Annotated in this window: 13 protein-coding genes; 8 read left to right on the top strand and 5 right to left on the bottom strand. The window is 54.3% G+C overall.

Features of this window, described 5'->3' with window-relative positions:
* Window positions 1-143: 143 nt before the first annotated feature.
* The 3 genes from asmA to udk are packed head-to-tail and all read right to left on the bottom strand — an operon-like array spanning window position 144 to window position 3,283.
* Complete coding sequence (asmA, locus tag ABRZ26_RS08205) at window positions 144-1,970, bottom strand: outer membrane assembly protein AsmA (RefSeq protein ID WP_319603769.1); 1,827 nt, start codon at window positions 1,968-1,970, stop codon at window positions 144-146.
* 44 nt (window positions 1,971-2,014) lie between these two features.
* Window positions 2,015-2,596: a dCTP deaminase gene (gene dcd, locus ABRZ26_RS08200; RefSeq protein WP_048635598.1), complete on the bottom strand. Its 582-nt coding sequence runs from the start codon at window positions 2,594-2,596 to the stop codon at window positions 2,015-2,017.
* A 45-nt stretch (window positions 2,597-2,641) separates the two neighbouring features.
* Window positions 2,642-3,283: a uridine kinase gene (udk, locus tag ABRZ26_RS08195; RefSeq protein WP_319603768.1), complete on the bottom strand. Its 642-nt coding sequence runs from the start codon at window positions 3,281-3,283 to the stop codon at window positions 2,642-2,644.
* Between the two features lie 806 nt (window positions 3,284-4,089).
* Here udk and ABRZ26_RS08190 point away from each other — a divergent pair.
* Window positions 4,090-4,380, top strand: coding sequence for a GIY-YIG nuclease family protein (locus ABRZ26_RS08190; protein ID WP_319603767.1), 291 nt, complete (start codon window positions 4,090-4,092; stop codon window positions 4,378-4,380).
* A 396-nt stretch (window positions 4,381-4,776) separates the two neighbouring features.
* Here ABRZ26_RS08190 and apbC read toward each other — a convergent pair whose 3' ends face one another.
* Entirely contained in the window at window positions 4,777-5,886 is a 1,110-nt protein-coding gene (gene apbC, locus ABRZ26_RS08185) for an iron-sulfur cluster carrier protein ApbC (protein ID WP_319603766.1), read from the bottom strand.
* A 228-nt stretch (window positions 5,887-6,114) separates the two neighbouring features.
* On the opposite strand from apbC, the gene metG reads away from it, so the two are divergent.
* From metG to ABRZ26_RS08155, 6 genes are all read left to right on the top strand, one after another.
* Window positions 6,115-8,142, top strand: a complete 2,028-nt coding sequence (gene metG / locus ABRZ26_RS08180; RefSeq protein ID WP_319603765.1) for a methionine--tRNA ligase — start codon at window positions 6,115-6,117, stop codon at window positions 8,140-8,142.
* 495 nt (window positions 8,143-8,637) lie between these two features.
* Window positions 8,638-11,685, top strand: coding sequence for a formate dehydrogenase-N subunit alpha (gene fdnG, locus ABRZ26_RS08175; RefSeq protein ID WP_319603764.1), 3,048 nt, complete (start codon window positions 8,638-8,640; stop codon window positions 11,683-11,685).
* A 12-nt stretch (window positions 11,686-11,697) separates the two neighbouring features.
* A complete protein-coding gene (gene fdxH, locus ABRZ26_RS08170) occupies window positions 11,698-12,591 on the top strand; it encodes a formate dehydrogenase subunit beta (RefSeq protein ID WP_319603763.1) in 894 nt (297 codons plus the stop codon).
* Complete coding sequence (fdnI, locus tag ABRZ26_RS08165) at window positions 12,584-13,219, top strand: formate dehydrogenase-N subunit gamma (protein ID WP_319603762.1); 636 nt, start codon at window positions 12,584-12,586, stop codon at window positions 13,217-13,219. Before fdxH ends, fdnI begins: the two co-directional genes overlap by 8 nt.
* Before the next feature lie 339 nt (window positions 13,220-13,558).
* A complete protein-coding gene (locus ABRZ26_RS08160) occupies window positions 13,559-14,635 on the top strand; it encodes a sugar ABC transporter substrate-binding protein (RefSeq protein WP_319603761.1) in 1,077 nt (358 codons plus the stop codon).
* 12 nt (window positions 14,636-14,647) lie between these two features.
* Window positions 14,648-15,898 (top strand): LVIVD repeat-containing protein, encoded by a 1,251-nt coding sequence (locus tag ABRZ26_RS08155; protein ID WP_319603760.1) that lies wholly within the window; start codon window positions 14,648-14,650, stop codon window positions 15,896-15,898.
* A 465-nt stretch (window positions 15,899-16,363) separates the two neighbouring features.
* Here the strand turns inward: ABRZ26_RS08155 and pgl are convergent, their stop codons facing one another.
* Window positions 16,364-17,362, bottom strand: coding sequence for a 6-phosphogluconolactonase (pgl, locus tag ABRZ26_RS08150; protein ID WP_319603759.1), 999 nt, complete (start codon window positions 17,360-17,362; stop codon window positions 16,364-16,366).
* 149 nt (window positions 17,363-17,511) lie between these two features.
* On the opposite strand from pgl, the gene ABRZ26_RS08145 reads away from it, so the two are divergent.
* On the top strand, window positions 17,512-18,333 hold the full coding sequence (locus ABRZ26_RS08145; protein ID WP_319603758.1) for a pyridoxal phosphatase: 822 nt from the start codon (window positions 17,512-17,514) through the stop codon (window positions 18,331-18,333).
* Window positions 18,334-18,339: the final 6 nt, after the last annotated feature.

The following is an 18,339-nucleotide window of genomic DNA, read 5'->3' as shown; positions in this document are numbered from 1 at the left end:
ATCAGCCAATGGCTGTCTACGGTTTCAGTAAGCGATCCCCGCCTACTGCCGCGGGGATGTTCGACGCTTTGCTGTTTATGCCCCTCCCCGCCTCCTCCTTCCCAGGGGGAGGCGCTAACGCCAGAATGCTGGAATACGCTGCCTTACAGCCGGTCAAGCAGTTGCTTTAGATCCTTGCCTTTCTGGCTCTGACTATTCTTATCGGCCCACTCATTCAACCGTTTTTTCATTTCGTCCTGTAAGCGCTTACGCAACAGTTGCTCGACCTGTAGCTGATAACTCAGCTTATCCCACGGGCCGTATATCCGTAATGGGATGGCGGTATTTTGCAGTATCTTGATTAGCTGTTCATCGCCATGCCAACCCAGGAGCACTTTCACGCCCAGGTGGCTGTCACAGGTTCGGGCTAATAGATCGAGCTGCCCGTTCCCGGTGACCGACAAAAATTCAGAGCTGCCGTTAAGGTCGCTTATCCGCAGTTTTCCCGCGTTCAGTTGCGCATTTCCGGTCAACTGCCGAATTTCCGTGTAACGTTCATAGCGATCCATTCCCTGAACGCTGCTGTTGCCGCGCGCCACCGCCATCTGCACCATCTGATGAATGTTCAGCCCCTGCAAACGCAGTTCGGTGACCTTCAATGCCGCCTTGCCCTGCCACTGCCGGGTAATCGCCGGCAGCGTCAACGAATTACCGCCCAACTGACCGTTCATGGAAAACTTGCCGCTCAGCGTGCCGGGCAATGCAAATGCCGCCGTCAGCGGTGCAATATCGATATTATGAATTTCAGGTTGAAACGTGATAGCGGGTGAAGCATGAACATCGATTTTACCAGGCAGGGAAAAACTCCCCTCGCCAAGCTTGCCGCTCAGCGTGGCGATATTCAGCAGCCCCTGTTGATTGGTCGCCTGAAGATTAAACCGGCTGATGGTAAGCCCGCGATAGATCAACGTTTCAGCCTGCAAGGACAGACGGGCGATAAAGCCCTGTAGGACGTCATCGCGCGCTTTATCCTCTTCCGAGGAGATAACCGGTTTTCCGGCTTTATTCTGACCGACGGAGGAACCTTGCTCCGTACTAATCCTGGCGCCAAGCAGCGCATCCAGATCGATTTTGTCAGACTTCAAATCCAGCACATAGTCGGGAATATCGCCGAGCGTCGCGCTGCCGCTGCCCGTTAGCCGGCTTTCATTGGCGCTCAGAGCCAATTGGCTTAATGTGATTTTTTCAGGTTGACGCTGATAGCTGGCCTGCAAACTGCCCTGCCCTGAAATTCCGCCGCCGGGAACGCCCGCCCCCTGAATTTGGTATTCCAGCTTCTCAATATTCGCATTGACCTGCTGCGGGAAGTGCGACATATCCATGTCGGCAAGCAGAGAAAAAGCGATATCCCGCTGATCGCGATTGATGCGGCTGGACAGATCGATATGCACCTGTCGGTCGCCGTCCTGCTCCATCAATAAATTAATATCGCGGACGTTTATCTGTTCGTTATCGTTGCGTTGCAGAACCAGCAGACTGTCCACGATCCTTAATTTATCAATATCCAGTTGCCAGCCCTGCCTTTCCGGAGAAGGCGATCCTGAGGGAGCGATGGGCGCATTACTTGCCGGTTTAATCTCGCTGTCCGGCGTCAGTCGAATGACCGCGCCTTTCAGCAAGACCTGTTTGACGACGAGTTTATGGGAGAGAAGCGGCCAGAGCTTAACGTCCAGGCGCATGTTTTCCGCGCTGACAATCGGCGCGGTCGACCCCGGCGCGCTCAGCGCCATTCCGCCGGATAAAATGCTGAGCTGCGGCCAGACGTGCCAGCGCAAATCGCCATCCAATCGTAGCTGATAACCGCTACGCTCTTCGACTTGCCTTACCATGTAAGCGCGAAAATCATTGGGATTAACCAGCACTACCAGCGCCGTCATTCCTGCCACCAGCACAACAAGCAGAATCGCCAGCGTTGTCAGAAATCTTCTCATGCCATCCTCATTGTCGTACGCTTCATCACAGACAGTATTGGCAATTAGTCTTTGTCGATACGACTCGCCACAGCCCCCTGCTGATCTTTATATTTTGCATCCTGACGACGGTTATAAGGCCGAGCCGCCGGGCCGGAAAGCGGTTCAAAACTCAGCGCGCCGATCATCATGCCGGGACGCAATGCCAACGGCAATTTACCTGAATTATAGAACTCCAGCACGATTCTTCCCTGCCAACCCGGATCAATTCGGTGCGCGGTAACGTGAACCATCAAGCCCAGGCGCGCCAGAGAAGAACGTCCGTCGAGCCAACCAACCAGATTATCCGGCAATGTTACCGACTCCAGCGTGACCGCCAACGCCAGTTCGCCCGGGTGCAGGAAGAAGGCTTCGCCTTCCGGCAGGTTAATTTCATCGCTCATCACGCGATCCAACGCCGCGCTGACTTCATCTTTCGGGCCGCTTAAATCAATAAAAGCCGCCGTGTGTCCTCTGAATACCCGAAATTGATTCCCTAAGCGGACATCAACGGTAGCGCCATTGATTCTTTCTGTCGGCGGTCGCGGCGTAATCAGCAATCTGCCATCGTCCAACCAGGCTTCAATATCACGGTCACACAGTCTCATTTTTTTCTCCACTCGCATCAATACTGGCTAAAAACCCCAAAAAGATTATTCGAAAAACTGGCTTATCTTGGCTTTCAGAATATCAATCGCAATACGGTTTTTCCCACCACGCGGCACGATAATGTCGGCGTATTGTTTTGAGGGTTCGATAAATTGCATAAACATTGGACGTACCGTTTTCTGATACTGTTCCATCACTGAATCCATTGAACGACCGCGTTCGTTGACATCACGGCGCATACGACGCAGCAGGCAAATATCCAGCGGCGTATCGACAAAAATGGAAAAGTTCATTTCATCACGCAGGCGGGCTTCCGTCAGCAGCAGAATGCCTTCCAGAATAATGACCTTCTTCGGCTCAAGATGCACCGTTTCCTGTTTACGAGTATGTTCAACATAGCTGTATAAGGGAAGTTCTACCGCCTGACCCGCTTTCAGCATTTTCAAATGCGTCAGCAGCAGGCTGTGGTCCATGGCGCTGGGATGATCGTAGTTGGTCTTGACCCGCTCTTCCATCGTCAGGTGACTTTGATCTTTGTAGTAGCTATCTTCAGGTATCACACCAATATGCTGGTCACCAACCTGGTCGCGCAATTCACGGTATAACGTGCTGGAAATAAGACTTTTACCGGAAGCAGATGCGCCCGCGATCCCGATGATGACACACTGGTGAGACTTATCAGTCATGGTATTAAAGACCTGATTAACATAAAAAAGAGAGGGATGCACCAACTGGTGCGACGACGCGGCAATTATAGGGAGTTAGCGCTGTTCACGCCAGCGTTTCCACTATTACCGGGGTAGAGCACTCAGGATCTGAATAACTTATTTAACTCTCAGGTGGTTAACCTGTTATATAGAAAAACCGCCACGGAACACGGTACTCCTTCCTTAGTCATTGCCTGCGCACAAAAGCATCGGGAATGTGTTTGAACGCCGCTGCCGGCGGCCGAAGAGCGAACCCCGGAATGGAGCGAGTAACCGGGAATCAGCCAATAGCTGTCTACGGTTTCAGTAAGCGATCCCCGCCTACTGCCGCGGGGATGACGAGTTGGTGCCGGGGATGACGGGGTAGTGCCGGAGATGGCGGGTTGCTGGAGCGAATGGTGGGTTACTGGCCGGAATGATGGGGTCGTGGTCGGAAGATAACAGGGTCGTAGCGAATACCATGTTGATTAGCTACATTCACATCTCGCCCGCGTGTCATTCCCGCGCAGGCGGGAATCAGTCAATAGCTGTCTACGGTTTCAGCATGCGATCCCCGCCTACGGCCGCGGGGATGACGAGTTGGCGCCGGAGGTGGCAGGGATGACAGGGATGACAGGGATGACAGGGATGACAGGGATGACAGGGATGCATTTTACCGCAGGGGGAACGGGGAAAACATCATCACTGCGAATCATATTCCAAATTTCAAATAGGACACCTGACTTAGTAATCTCTTCAGATTAAAACGAACTATTCCGCGTAAAACCATTTTTAAGAATGCAGACATGAGCAAACAGCCATGTATATACATATTGAGCAACCGACCCTATGGATCACTCTATGTCGGGGTAAGCAGCCACTTGCTCAAACGCATATGGCAACACAAAAACCATATTACGGGTGGTTTTTCTGAGAAATATGACCTGAACATGCTGGTTTATTACGAATTTTTTGAAGATATAAATAATGCCATTTTGCGTGAAAAACAGCTAAAAAAATGGAACAGGGCTTGGAAAATCAGGTTGATTGAAAGTATCAATCCAAACTGGGACGATCTTTATAGTCATATAATTTAATATTTACGTCATTGCTACACGGTCATTTGCACAACTCTTCGCCTCCGACACAGATACTGTGTTGATTAGCCCAATTCACACCTCGCCCACGTGTCATTCCCGCGCAGGCGGGAATCAGCCAATAGCTGTGGCTGTCTACGGTTTCAGCATGTGATCCCCGCCTACGGCCGCGGGGATGACGGGTTAGTGCCGGGGATGACGAGTTGGCGGCAGGGATGACAATAATTGCCGGGTCGAAGACGGAGATGACATATGGACGTATGGTTGTCGCGGATAACGCGCTGAGGACGGCGGCGGTTGGCGGAGTGACAATGGCCGTATTAAGGACGACCAGAGTCAGGAACGGTGGAAAGAGACGGCGTGGCGGTTTTGTCACCCTGCCCCGCCATCCACCGCCTACAGCGACCGGAAGGAGATTTCCGTCGGAATGACTTCGCCCTGCCAGTAGAGTTGCGCGGCGACCTGACCGGCCAGTTCGCGATAGAGAGACGTGAACTCGCTTTCCGGATGGCTTACCACCGTCGGTTCGCCGCGATCCAGATCTTCACGCAGCGAAATATGCAGCGGCAGTTGCCCCAGCAGCGCGCAATGGTATTTTTCCGCCAGCTTTTGCGCCCCGCCGGTGCCGAAAATCGGCTCCAGATGACCGCAGTTGCTGCAAATATGCACGCTCATGTTCTCCACGATACCCAATACCGGCACGCTGACTTTCTCGAACATGGCGATCCCTTTCATCGCATCCATCAGCGCGATATCCTGCGGCGTCGTCACCACCACCGCGCCGGTGACGGGAATATTCTGCGCCAGCGTCAACTGGATATCCCCGGTACCCGGCGGCATATCCAGCACCAGATAATCCAGATCCGGCCAGAGGGTATCCTGCAACAGTTGCAACAACGCTTTGCTCGCCATCGGACCCCGCCACACCATGGCGTTGTCATCGGTGACCAGATAACCAATCGAATTGGTCGCCAGACCGTGCGCCATAATCGGCGACATGTGCTGGCCGTCCGGCGAAGTCGGGCGCTCGCTCGCGGCCCCCAGCATCGTCGGGATCGACGGGCCGTAAATATCGGCATCCAGAATACCGACATTGCCGCCTTCCGCCGCCAGCGCCAGCGCCATATTCACCGCGGTGCTGGATTTGCCGACGCCGCCCTTGCCGGAGCTGACCGCAATAATATTCTTGACCCCTTTGATGCCGGCCTGATCGTTCACCCGACGTAATGTGGCGATGTTCTGCGTCATGCGCCACTCCACCGCTTTCGCGCCGGACAGGCGCAGCAGTTCATCACTCACCGTCTCTTTTAATGCTTCCAGACCGCTCAGCCAGGCGAACGGCATAATTAATTCAATATGCAGCACATCATCCAGCAACGCGCAGTGATGCAGCGCGTTCAAGGTCGTCAGGTTATTTTTCAGTGTCGGGTGCTGAAAAGTCGAGAGTACCCCGGTCACCATGGCATGCAGGGCCTCTGGGCGCTGTTCGGGGAGGGTAGAGTTCATTCCGGCTCCTTAAAATTCTCATTATTTAACCGATAAAGACCGCTATAGCATATCAGAAGAATACCGCGACTTGCGCACCCGGCGTAAAAACCCCCGGCTGATCATCCTGAATTATTCGCGCCGGTTTCATGCCCGGCAGACAGGTTTAGGCAAGGCAGCGGTTTACGCAGTAAGGCGCTATCGGTTAACATCAATGACCCTCAATCACCAAAAGAAAGCAAGTTCCTCATGACTCAAGTCGCAAAGAAAATATTGGTAACGTGCGCGTTGCCTTACGCTAACGGTTCGATCCACCTCGGTCATATGCTTGAACACATTCAGGCGGATATCTGGGTTCGTTACCAGCGAATGCGCGGCAACCAGGTTTACTTTATCTGTGCGGACGATGCCCACGGCACGCCAATCATGCTGAAAGCGCAGCAGATGGGCATTGCGCCGGAGCAAATGATTGCGGCGATGAGTCAGGAACATCAACAGGATTTCGCTGGCTTCAACATCAGCTACGACAATTATCACTCCACGCACAGTGAAGAAAACCGGGAACTGTCCGCCCTGATTTACACCCGGCTTAAAGAGAACGGTTTTATTAAAAACCGCACTATCTCTCAGCTTTACGATCCGGAAAAAGGCATGTTCCTGCCGGACCGTTTCGTGAAAGGCACCTGCCCGAAATGTAAGGCGCCCGATCAGTACGGCGATAACTGCGAAGTCTGCGGCGCGACATACAGCCCGACCGATCTGATCGATCCGAAGTCCGCGGTGTCGGGCGCCACGCCGGTAATGCGCGAATCAGAGCACTTCTTCTTCGATTTGCCGGCTTTCAGCGACATGCTGCAAGCCTGGACGCGCTCCGGCGCGCTGCAAGAGCAGGTCGCCAACAAGATGCAGGAATGGTTCGATGCCGGTCTGCAACAGTGGGATATCTCTCGCGACGCGCCTTACTTTGGTTTCGAAGTGCCGGATGCGCCGGGCAAATATTTTTATGTCTGGCTGGATGCGCCGATCGGCTACATGGGCTCATTCAAAAATCTGTGCGACAAACGCGGCGATCTCAGTTTCGATGAGTTCTGGCGCAAAGATTCCACCGCCGAACTGTACCATTTCATCGGCAAAGACATCGTGTATTTCCACAGCCTGTTCTGGCCGGCCATGCTGGAAGGCAGTCACTTCCGTAAACCGACCAACCTGTTTGTTCACGGTTATGTCACGGTCAACGGCGCCAAGATGTCTAAATCACGCGGCACCTTCATCAAGGCCGATACCTATCTCAAGCATCTGGATGCCGACTGCCTGCGCTACTACTACGGGGCTAAACTCTCTTCCCGTATTGATGACATCGATCTCAATCTGGAAGATTTCGTTCAGCGCGTGAATACCGACATCGTCAACAAGCTGGTCAATCTGGCCTCGCGCAACGCCGGTTTTATCAGCAAACGTTTCGACGGCAAACTGGCCGATAAGCTGGCTGATGAAGCGTTGTATAAAACCTTCACCGATGCGGCGGAAAGCATCGCTGACGCCTACAACAGCCGTGAGTCGGGCAAAGCAATCCGTGAAATCATGGCGCTGGCCGATTTGGCCAACCGCTACGTGGACGAACAGGCGCCGTGGGTGGTGGCGAAACAGGAAGGCCGCGACGCCGATCTGCAAGCCATCTGCTCTATGGGCATCAATCTGTTCCGGGTACTGATGACCTACCTGAAACCGGTACTGCCCGCGCTGGCGCAACGTGCCGAAGCGTTCCTGAATCAGGAACTGAAGTGGGATGAAATCACCACGCCGTTGCTTAATCATCAGGTGAATGCCTTTAAAGCGCTTTTCAGTCGTATCGATCTGGATAAGGTTAATGCCATGGTGGATGCATCCAAAGAGGATATGGCGGCGGCGAAAGTCGCGAGCGGTCCGCTGGCGGACGACCCGATACAAGAAACCATCAAGTTTGACGATTTTGATAAGGTGGATATGCGTATCGCCCTGATCAAACAGGCTGAATTGGTTGACGGTTCCGATAAGCTCCTCCGTCTGACGCTGGATCTCGGCGGCGAAACTCGGCAGGTGTTCTCCGGTATCCGCTCGGCTTATCCCGATCCGGCCAAGCTGGAAGGCCGCCTGACGGTGATGGTCGCCAATCTGGCGCCGCGCAAAATGCGTTTCGGCGTATCAGAAGGCATGGTGATGGCCGCCGGCCCCGGCGGGAAAGACATTTTCCTGCTCAGCCCGGATAGCGGCGCGCAACCCGGTATGCAGGTGAAATAACATTACGCGCCCGCCGGTGCGGCAATCAGGGAATTGGAGAACACGCACAAACAACCCGTCATCCCCGCGCAGGCGGGGATCAGTCAATGACTGTTTGCGGTTTCAGCAAGTGATCCCCGCCTACTGCCGCAGGGATGACGAGGATTAGGAGCCGCGGGAATGACGAGGGTCGGACGCGGGGATGACGAATTCACAGGGTAAAGCCTTACCTCAAACTCAGGCGGAACAATTGTTCCGCCTTTTTAACATCCTTTTTTAACATTCCTGTTTTCACATCTCACGTCATCTGCCTCTCCATGTTGCCGAAAGAAACCACAAAACAACACAAACTTAACCATTCGCTATATAAAAAGTGATACAGCGCACAAAAATCCCGTTCCCTGAGCAACAAGAAAAGACCTTAAATACTTAATTTTTGATTTGGCGCAAAACCCACAATTTGTGTGTTGTTAGATTGCCTGCAACAAAAATGATACATAATAAACAGGGAAACTAATGCAACTGAATCGAAGAAGTTTCTTTAAAGTTTGCGCGGGAGGAATGGCTGGAACCACCCTCGCGATGTTGGGTTTTACCCCAACGGAAGCAATGGCATCGGTACGTCAATACAAACTGCTGCGAGCAAAAGAGACACGCAATAACTGCACATACTGTTCCGTCGGCTGCGGCGTACTGATGTACAGCCTCGGCGATGGCGCAAAAAATGCCAAACCCTCCATTTTTCATATCGAAGGCGACGCCGATCATCCGGTAAGCCGCGGCTCTTTATGTCCGAAAGGCGCCGGCCTGGTGGACTATATTCACAGCAAGAATCGTCTGCTTTATCCTGAATATCGCGCGCCGGGTTCGGATAAATGGCAACGCATCAGCTGGAATGAGGCTATCGACCGTATCGCGCGCCTGATGAAAGCGGACCGCGACGCCAATTTTCAGCGTACGAACGCCAAAGGCGACATCGTCAACCGCTGGACGACCACCGGCATGCTGTGCTCCTCCGCCGCCAGCAACGAAACCGGGCTGCTCGATCAGAAATTCACCCGTTCGCTGGGTATGGTCGCCATCGATTGTCAGGCCCGCCTGTGCCATGGCCCGACCGTCGCCGCACTGGCCCCGACCTTCGGGCGCGGCGCCATGACCAACAACTGGGTCGATATCAAAAACGCCAACGTGATTATCGTCATGGGCGGCAACCCGGCGGAAGCGCATCCCGTCGGCTTTAAATGGGCGGTCGAAGCCAAAACGCATAATGACGCGAAACTGATCGTCGTCGATCCGCGTTTCAACCGTTCCGCCTCGGTTGCCGATCTCTACGCGCCTATTCGTGCGGGATCGGATGCGGCCTTTCTGCTTGGTATCGTTAACTATCTAATCACGCAGGACAAAGTCCATCATGACTATGTGGTGTCTTACACCAACGCCAGCCTGATTGTGCGCGATGATTTCAGTTTTGATGAAGGCCTGTTCAGCGGGTATAACCAGGAAACCCGTCAATACGACAAATCCAGTTGGCAATACGAACTGGATGCCGCCGGCTTCGCCAAACGCGACAAGACGCTCTCCCACCCTCGCTGCGTGTGGAACCTGCTGAAAAAGCACGTTGCGCGCTATACGCCGGAAATGGTGACCTCATTGTGCGGCACGCCCGCCAAAGCCTATGAAGAGATCTGCCGTTCGCTGGCGGAAACCAGCGTGCCGGATAAAACCGCCACCTTTATGTATGCGCTGGGCTGGACTCACCACACCAACGGCGCCCAGATCATCCGCGCCGCCGCCATCATCCAGCTATTGCTGGGGAATATCGGCATGGTCGGCGGCGGCATCAACGCCCTGCGCGGTCACTCCAATATTCAGGGCTATACCGACCTTGGCCTGTTGACCACCAACCTGCCGGGCTACATGCCGCTGCCGTCGGAAAAACAAACCGACCTGAAAACCTATCTGGGACAAATCACGCCGGCGGCGTTGTTGCCCGAACAGGTTAACTACTGGAAAAACACCCCGAAATTCTTTATCAGCATGATGAAGAGTTTCTTTGGCGAGAATGCGCAAGCGGCCAACAACTGGGGCTATGACTGGCTGCCCAAATGGGATCGCAGCTACGACATCATGGCGCAGACCGAGCTGATGATGGAAGACAAAATCAACGGCTATATCGTTCAGGGTTTTAACCCCATCGCCGCGTTCGCCAATAAAAATAAAGCCACCGAAGCGCTGTCCAAACTGAAATTTTTGGTGACTATCGATCCGTTAGCCACGGAAACCTCTACCTTCTGGCAGAACCATGGCGAATTCAACGACGTCGATACCCAATCGATTCAAACCGAAGTGTTCCGTCTGCCCTCCTCCTGCTTTGCCGAAGAGGACGGTTCGATCGCCAACTCCGGCCGCTGGCTGCAATGGCACTGGGCCGCGGCAGAGCCGCCGGGAGAAGCGCTGCACGACGGCAAAATTCTCGGCAAGCTGCTGATGCGCCTGCGTGAACTTTATCAAGAAGAAGGCGGCGCCTATCCCGATCCGTTAATGAACATTAACTGGAACTATCAGGATCCGGAAGACCCGACGCCGGAAGAGATTGCCCGTGAAGCCAACGGTATCGCGCTGGCCGATCTGTATGACGACAGCGGCAAACTTATCCTGAAGAAAGGTCAGCAAATCGCCGACTTTTCCCAGTTGCGCGATGACGGCACCACCGCCAGTTTCTGCTGGATTTACGCCGGTTGCTGGACGGAAGCCGGCAACCAGATGGACAAACGCGATAACGCCGACGCCGGTCTGGGCTGTACGCCGAACTGGTCGTGGGCATGGCCGCAAAACCGTCGCATTCTTTACAACCGCGCCTCCGCCGATCTGCAAGGCAAGCCGTGGGATAAGAAACGCAAGCTGATGGAATGGAACGGCCAGAAATGGAGCGGGATTGATATTCCCGACTTCGCCAGCACCGTGCCGCCGGGTAAAGATACCGGACCGTTTATCATGCAGCCGGAAGGTCTCGCCAGATTGTTCTCCATGGACAAACTGGTGGATGGCCCGTTCCCGGAACACTACGAGCCGATTGAAACACCGCTAGGCACCAATCCGCTGCATCCCGACGTGGTTTCTAACCCGGCGGCGCGTTTGTTCGCCAGCGATGCGAAAACCATGGGGTCGGCGAAAGATTTCCCTTACGTCGCAACGACCTATTCCATTACCGAGTTGTTCCGTCACTGGACGAAACACGCGCGGCTGAATGCGATAGTACAACCAGAGCAGTTCATTGAAATTGGCGAAAATCTGGCGCAAAGCAAAGGCATTAAAGCGGGCGATGAAGTGAGGATTTCCTGCCAGCGCGGCTATATCAAAGCCAAAGCGGTGGTCACCAAGCGCATCAAAACGCTGAACATTGCCGGTCAATCCGTTGAAACCGTTGGTATTCCTTGCCACTGGGGTTTTGAAGGCGCGACCCGTAAAGGCTTCCTGGCTAACACACTCACCCCCAGCGTCGGCGACGCTAATTCACAAACGCCTGAATATAAAGCGTTTCTGGTAAATATAGAGAAGGTGTAAGGGTAGCCAACTATGTCAATGCAATCTCAAGATATTATTAAACGTTCGGCCACCAACGCTTTCACACCGCCGCCGCATGCGCGTGACGATAAAAGCGAAGTGGCGAAACTGATCGACGTCACCACCTGCATCGGCTGTAAAGCCTGTCAGGTCGCCTGCTCAGAGTGGAACGATCTGCGTGACGAAGTCGGCCATAACGTCGGGGTTTACGATAACCCGGCCGATCTGAGCGCCAAATCCTGGACGCTGATGCGTTTCTCGGAAGTGGAAGAAAACGACCGGCTGGAGTGGCTGATCCGCAAAGACGGCTGCATGCACTGTAGCGAACCGGGCTGCCTGAAAGCCTGTCCGTCGGCAGGCGCCATCATTCAGTACGCCAACGGCATCGTCGATTTTCAATCCGAACAGTGCATCGGTTGCGGTTACTGTATCGCCGGCTGCCCGTTTAATATTCCGCGCCTGAATAAAGAGGATAACCGCGTTTATAAATGCACGCTGTGCGTCGATCGCGTCAGCGTCGGTCAAGAGCCGGCCTGCGTGAAAACCTGTCCGACCGGGGCGATCCATTTCGGCACCAAAGAAGAAATGAAAATCGTCGCCGAGCAGCGGCTCGTCGATCTGAAAAAACGCGGTTACGAGCACGCCGGTCTTTACGACCCGCAAGGGGTTGGCGGTACGCATGTCATGTATGTCCTGCACCACGCCGACAGACCGTCGCTGTACCACAATCTTCCCGATAACCCGCAAATCTCCACGCCGGTCAATCTGTGGAAAGGCATTCTGAAGCCCTTATCGGCGCTCGGATTTGTCATGACGTTTGCCGGATTAATCTTCCACTACGTCGGCATCGGCCCGAACACGGAAGAAATTGAGCACGAGAATGAGGGAGAGGACAAACATGAGTAAACAGAAAATGATTTTGCGTACCAAATTCATTGACCGAATCTGTCACTGGATAGTGGTGATCAGCTTTTTCCTGGTCGCCTTATCCGGGATAGCGTTGTTCTTTCCGACCTTGCAGTGGCTGACGCAAACCTTCGGCACGCCGCAGATGGGGCGCATTATGCATCCCTTTTTCGGCATACTGATCGTTATCTGCCTGATTCCGATGTTCATCCGTTTTGTCGGCCACAACATCCCCAAACTGCGTGATATTCCCTGGTTCCTCAATATCATTGAGGTGTTGAAGGGCAATGAACACGAAGTGGCGGACGTGGGTAAATATAACCCCGGCCAGAAAATGATGTTCTGGAGCATTATGGGGTTAACGCTGGTTCTGCTGATTACCGGCGTCATTATGTGGCGCCCGTATTTCGCCCATTGGTTTCCGATCGATGTGGTGCGTTACGCCATTCTGATTCATGCGGCGGCGGCTATCGTGCTGATCCATGCGATTCTGATTCATATGTATATGGCATTTTGGGTCAAAGGGTCGATTAAAGGCATGATTGAGGGGAAAGTTTCCGAGCAATGGGCGAAGAAACACCATCCCCGCTGGGCGCGCAGCCTGAAAGAGAAAGAAGCGAAGAAGTAATTTCGCCCTTTTTCCGGCCGCCCCTTCCCTTGCCAGAGGGAGCGGGGGTCGGCTGAACGCGAAATAAAGATCATCAAATGCCCCGTCAGCGGGCATTTTTTTATGGCGCGCAACCGGCCTGCCGCTCCCCCGGCTCAGCCAAACAAACCAACGGTTATAACTTGCGCCTAAAAGGCATAATGCACCCCATTCCTCAGCCATCGCTTAGCGGTTATGATGCGCTATCGCTTGCAAATAGCCATCCAGACAGCTATCAACTCGATGAATTTTCAAACGAAAACCATAAAACCGCGATATAGACTTAACACAACACATTGCTGACATACCATGGAGCTGATAATGAAGAAATTTACCCCCGCACTGATAGCGTTAAGCCTGGCGACCGCTTTACCGGTATTTGCCGCCCAACCCGCTGCCATTGCGCCAATTCCCGCAGCTCTGGCTCAGCATAACGGCCCGGTACGTATCGCCGTTATCCGCAATCTGGGCTCCGACGACAACACCACGCAGTTTATCTCCGGCGTACTCGAAGAAGGCAAAAAGCTGGGCTTTAAGGTCAGCACATTCCTGAGCAACGGCGATGACGCGCGCTTCCAGGACTTCGTCAATCAGGCCATCAGCCAAAAATACGACGGCATCATTCTGTCTCAGGGACGCGACCCCTACTCTACCGACCTGGTCAAACGTATCGTCGACAGCGGCATTGCGGTTTCAGTGTTTGATACCGCCGTCAATGGCGAGATCCCCGGCGTCACCGTCACGCAACAGGACGACGCCTCCCTGACCCATGAGTCATTCGGCCAGTTGGTTAAGGATTTCAACGGTCAGGCGAATATCATCAAACTGTGGGTGGCCGGCTTCCCGCCCATGGAGCGCCGCCAACTGGCCTATCAGCAAATTCTGAAGGCCAATCCCGGCATCAAGGAACTGGAGTCCATCGGCGCCGTTTCCTCTGACGTGCAGGGCGATACGGCCAACAAAGTCGGCGCGGTGCTGGCGAAATATCCGAAGGGCAAGATTGATGCGATTTGGGGCTCATGGGATGCATTTACCCAGGGTGCGTATAAAGCGCTGAAAGAAAACGGCCGTACCGAAATCAAAATCTACAGCATTGATATCTCCAACCAGGATCTGCAACTGATGCGCGAAGCCAACAGCCCCTGGAAAGTCAGCGTGGCGGTCGACCCTAAACTGATTGGCAAGGTAAACCTGCGCCTGGTCGCCAATAAAATCGCCGGCGAACCGACTCCCGCCACCTATGAATTCAAAGCGGCGGCCATCCCTCAGGCATTGTTAGCCAGCCAGCCTGGTCCGGTCAACGTTGCCGGACTGGCTAAAATCATCCCCGGCTGGGGCCATACCGATGATTTTACTCCGCCATGGTTCGCTACGCTGGAAGCCAAACAGGCTAAATAAGGGGGATAAAAGATGGCATCTCATCCTCTGCCCACCCCGGAATACAGCCGCAATATGCGGCTGATCGGCCACAGCGATCAGGGTGGCCGACCCGATGGCGTACAGGTTATGGTTCATCGGGGTTACGCCTATATCGGCCATATGGTTTCGCAAGGCGTATCCATTGTGGATGTGCGCGATGCCAGGCATCCCAAACCCGCCGGATTCATCGCCGCGCCGTCCGGAACCTGGAATATCCACCTACAGGCGCACGACGATCTGCTGCTGGTGGTCAATGCCCGCGATCTGTTCGCCGACGCCAGTTTTGCCGAGGAAAAAGTTTACTATACCCGCTCGGTCGCCGAGACGGTCAGCACCAAACAGCAGGGTAAAAGCTGGAGCGCCGGATTACGGATCTTTGATATTTCGACGCCGGATAAACCGCGCGAAATCAGCTTTCTGGCGCTGGACGGCATCGGTATTCACCGTATCTGGTATGTCGGCGGCCGCTGGGCCTACGTTTCGGCACTGCTTGACGGCTACAGCGACTATATTTTCCTGACCATCGACCTGGCCGACCCCAAACGCCCGGAAGTCGCCGGTAGTTACTGGCTGCCCGGCATGCATACCGCCGGCGGCGAGAAGCCCGACTGGCCGGAGGGAAAACGCTACGCGCTGCATCATGCCATCGTCAGCGGCGATACCGCATACGGCAGTTGGCGCGATGGCGGATTAACGCTGCTGGATATGAGCGATCGCAGCGCGCCAAAGCTTATCAGCCATCGCAACTGGAGCCCGCCTTTCGGCGGCGGTACGCATACCGCGCTGCCGCTGCCCGATCGCGATCTGCTTATCGTACTGGATGAAGCCGTGCTGGATAATCAGGAAGATGGCGAGAAACTTATCTGGGTATTTGATATTCGGGAACCGAGCAACCCGGTCAGTATTGCGACCTTCCCGCAGCCGGCCGAAACGGATTATGTGAAAAAAGGCGCGCACTTTGGCCCGCATAACCTGCACGAAAACCGGCCGGGCAGTTTTATCAGTTCAACGTTGATTTTCGCGACCTACCAGAACGCCGGCGTCAGGGCTTACGATATCAGCAATCCTTATCAGCCGAAGGAAACCGGCGCGCTGGTGCCGGCTGCGCCGCAAAGCATGGTGGATAAACGTCCCGGCCGACCCAAAGTGATTCAATCCTGCGATGTGTTTGTCGATGCCGAAGGCATTATCTACAGCACCGATTACAACGCCGGTTTATCGATTATCGAGTACCGCGGCTAGGCGGGAATCAGCCGATGGTTGTCTACGGTTTCAGCGGATGATCCCCGCCTACTGCCGCGGGGATGACAAGGGATGGGGTTTCGGGGATGACGAGGGTAGAGTCTCAGGGATGACAAGTGTGGAGTCTGGAGATGACAGGAGTCGCTCCCCCGCCGTCATTCCCGCGCAGGCGGGAATCAGCCAATAACTGTCTACGGTTTCAGCGGATGATCCCCGCCTACTGCCGCGGGGATGACAAGGGTTGGAGTATCGGGGATGACATGTGCAGAGTCTCGGAGATGACAGGAGTCGCGCCCGGCCGTCATTCCCGCGAAGGCGGGAATCAGCCAATGGCTGTGTACGGTTTCAGCAGGTGATCCCCGCCTACTGCCGCGGGGATGACAAGGGTTGGGGTATCGGGGATGACATGGGTTGAGTCTCGGAGATGACGGGGCAGAGCGCGGGGATGACTGCCCGCATTCGAACTCAATCCAGCGCCAGAACACTCACCCACATCGCGCCTTTACCCACCGGATAACGTGCCAGCGGCTGTAATGCGCCGTCGGTATCGTTAATACGATACACCTCGATATGTTGCGATTTCTGTCCTGTGGAAATCAGATACTTGCCGCTATCGTCAATATTGAAACCACGCGGCTGCGTTTCCGTCGGCTGGTGCGCGGTCAACGACAGCGTGCCGCCGTCTTCGGACACCTGGAAAATACTCAACAGGCTGGCGGTGCGATCGCTGATATAAAGGAAACGCCCATCCGGCGTAATGTGAATATCCGCCGCCCAGCGCGTATCGGTAAATCCGGCAGGCATCGCATCCAGCGTCTGAACTCTTTGATATTCGCCGTCCGGCGTATTGAGCTGATAAACATCCACGGAGCTGTTCAGTTCATTGACGCAATAGGCAAAATTCTGGTTGGGATGGAAAGCCATATGGCGCGGCCCCGCGCCGGCAGCGGTTGCCAATGCCGACTGAGAATGCACGCTCAGCTCTCCCGCGGAGCTCAGATCGTACAAACGGATACGATCTTCTTTCAGGCAAGGCGCCCAGACCACGGTATTGGTAGGATCGATATTGGTGGAGTGGCATCCCTCCAACCCATCCAACTGCTGGATTGACTCACCGGCAATGCCGTTTTCACCAATCGGAATAACGTTGACAGTGGCGCCGCTGTAGGAAGCGCTAAACAGGAAACGCCCCTGACGATCGGTGGACAGATGCGTTGGGCTGCCGGGTAAAGAAGCCGAACCCGTTTCCGTTAATAACCCTTTATCATCAATACGATAGCTGATAACGCGAAAATCGGGACGAACACCGGCAAACAAATGGCGTTTATCAGGCGCAATCACCATGGGTTGCACCTGCCCGGGCATATCGACAACCTGCAATAGCGCCAGGTCGCCCCGCTCGCCAAGTTGCCATACATGAATTTGCTGACTTTCCGGACTGGCGACATAAACCACTTGCTGCATCGTACTCTCCTTAACTCATGCGAATTTTACTTCTCAGGCGGTTCACCAAAAGCAGCGAGGCATTAACTTACCCGTATTTTGCGCCGCCTGAAATACAGTGTAACATCATCATTAATCATTCTATTCTACAGCCACTTTACGAGACTACTATGGCCTATCGTGTAATTGCGCTCGATCTCGACGGAACACTCCTGAATCAACAGAAAAAAATTTTGCCGGAATCACTTGCCGCATTAGCACTGGCTCGTCGGCAAGGCGTAAAAGTGGTCATCGTGACCGGCCGTCACCACTCCGCCATTCATCCTTTCTATCAGGCGCTGCAACTGGATACCCCGGCCATCTGCTGTAACGGAACCTATATCTATGATTATCTGGCAGGTCAGGCGTCTCATGCCAATCCTATGTCGGCCGAACAAGCGAAAAGCGTGCTGAAGCTGCTGCAACGATTTGATATCCATGGCTTGATGTATGCGGATGACGCCATGTATTACCAGCACTCCACCGGACATGTCGCCAGATCTCAAGCCTGGGCTGCCTCGCTGCCGGAACGGCAACGCCCGTCGTTAAAACAGGTCGACGATTTAGCCCGGCAGGCCGATTCCTCTCTGGCTATCTGGAAATTCGCCACGCATCACGAAAATATTCCCACCTTGAATGATTTCGCCGATATCGTCGCGCAAGAGCTCGGCCTGGCCTGCGAATGGTCGTGGCAGGATCAGGTCGATATTGCGCAAACCGGAAACAGTAAAGGCAAGCTGCTGCGGAAATGGGTTGAAGAACAAGGAATCAGCATGAGCGAAGTTATTGCCTTCGGGGACAACTTCAACGATCTCAGCATGCTGGAAAACGCGGGACTCGGCGTGGCGATGGGCAATAGCGCCGATAAAGTCAAAGCGCATGCCGATCTGGTTATCGGCCATAATGAGGAACCGGGAATAGCGGAAGTGATCCGCACCCGAGTGCTGGGGTAACGCCCA

The sequence above is a fragment of the Brenneria sp. L4-2C genome (assembly GCF_040240335.1).
In the GTDB taxonomy this organism is placed as follows: domain Bacteria; phylum Pseudomonadota; class Gammaproteobacteria; order Enterobacterales; family Enterobacteriaceae; genus Brenneria.
Note: the sequence above shows the minus strand (reverse complement) of the source record. Positions and strands in the feature narration are given on the sequence as shown.

Bases quoted from the DNA above. Each gene is read 5' to 3' on its own strand.
- ABRZ26_RS08160 (WP_319603761.1), top strand. From the start codon at position 13,559: ATGAAGAAATTTACCCCCGCACTGATAGCGTTAAGCCTGGCGACCGCT.
- fdxH (WP_319603763.1), top strand. From the start codon at position 11,698: ATGTCAATGCAATCTCAAGATATTATTAAACGTTCGGCCACCAACGCT.
- metG (WP_319603765.1), top strand. From the start codon at position 6,115: ATGACTCAAGTCGCAAAGAAAATATTGGTAACGTGCGCGTTGCCTTAC.
- ABRZ26_RS08155 (WP_319603760.1), top strand. From the start codon at position 14,648: ATGGCATCTCATCCTCTGCCCACCCCGGAATACAGCCGCAATATGCGG.
- apbC (WP_319603766.1), bottom strand. From the start codon at position 5,886: ATGAACTCTACCCTCCCCGAACAGCGCCCAGAGGCCCTGCATGCCATG.
- ABRZ26_RS08190 (WP_319603767.1), top strand. From the start codon at position 4,090: ATGAGCAAACAGCCATGTATATACATATTGAGCAACCGACCCTATGGA.
- dcd (WP_048635598.1), bottom strand. From the start codon at position 2,596: ATGAGACTGTGTGACCGTGATATTGAAGCCTGGTTGGACGATGGCAGA.
- pgl (WP_319603759.1), bottom strand. From the start codon at position 17,362: ATGCAGCAAGTGGTTTATGTCGCCAGTCCGGAAAGTCAGCAAATTCAT.
- udk (WP_319603768.1), bottom strand. From the start codon at position 3,283: ATGACTGATAAGTCTCACCAGTGTGTCATCATCGGGATCGCGGGCGCA.
- fdnG (WP_319603764.1), top strand. From the start codon at position 8,638: ATGCAACTGAATCGAAGAAGTTTCTTTAAAGTTTGCGCGGGAGGAATG.
- ABRZ26_RS08145 (WP_319603758.1), top strand. From the start codon at position 17,512: ATGGCCTATCGTGTAATTGCGCTCGATCTCGACGGAACACTCCTGAAT.
- asmA (WP_319603769.1), bottom strand. From the start codon at position 1,970: ATGAGAAGATTTCTGACAACGCTGGCGATTCTGCTTGTTGTGCTGGTG.
- fdnI (WP_319603762.1), top strand. From the start codon at position 12,584: ATGAGTAAACAGAAAATGATTTTGCGTACCAAATTCATTGACCGAATC.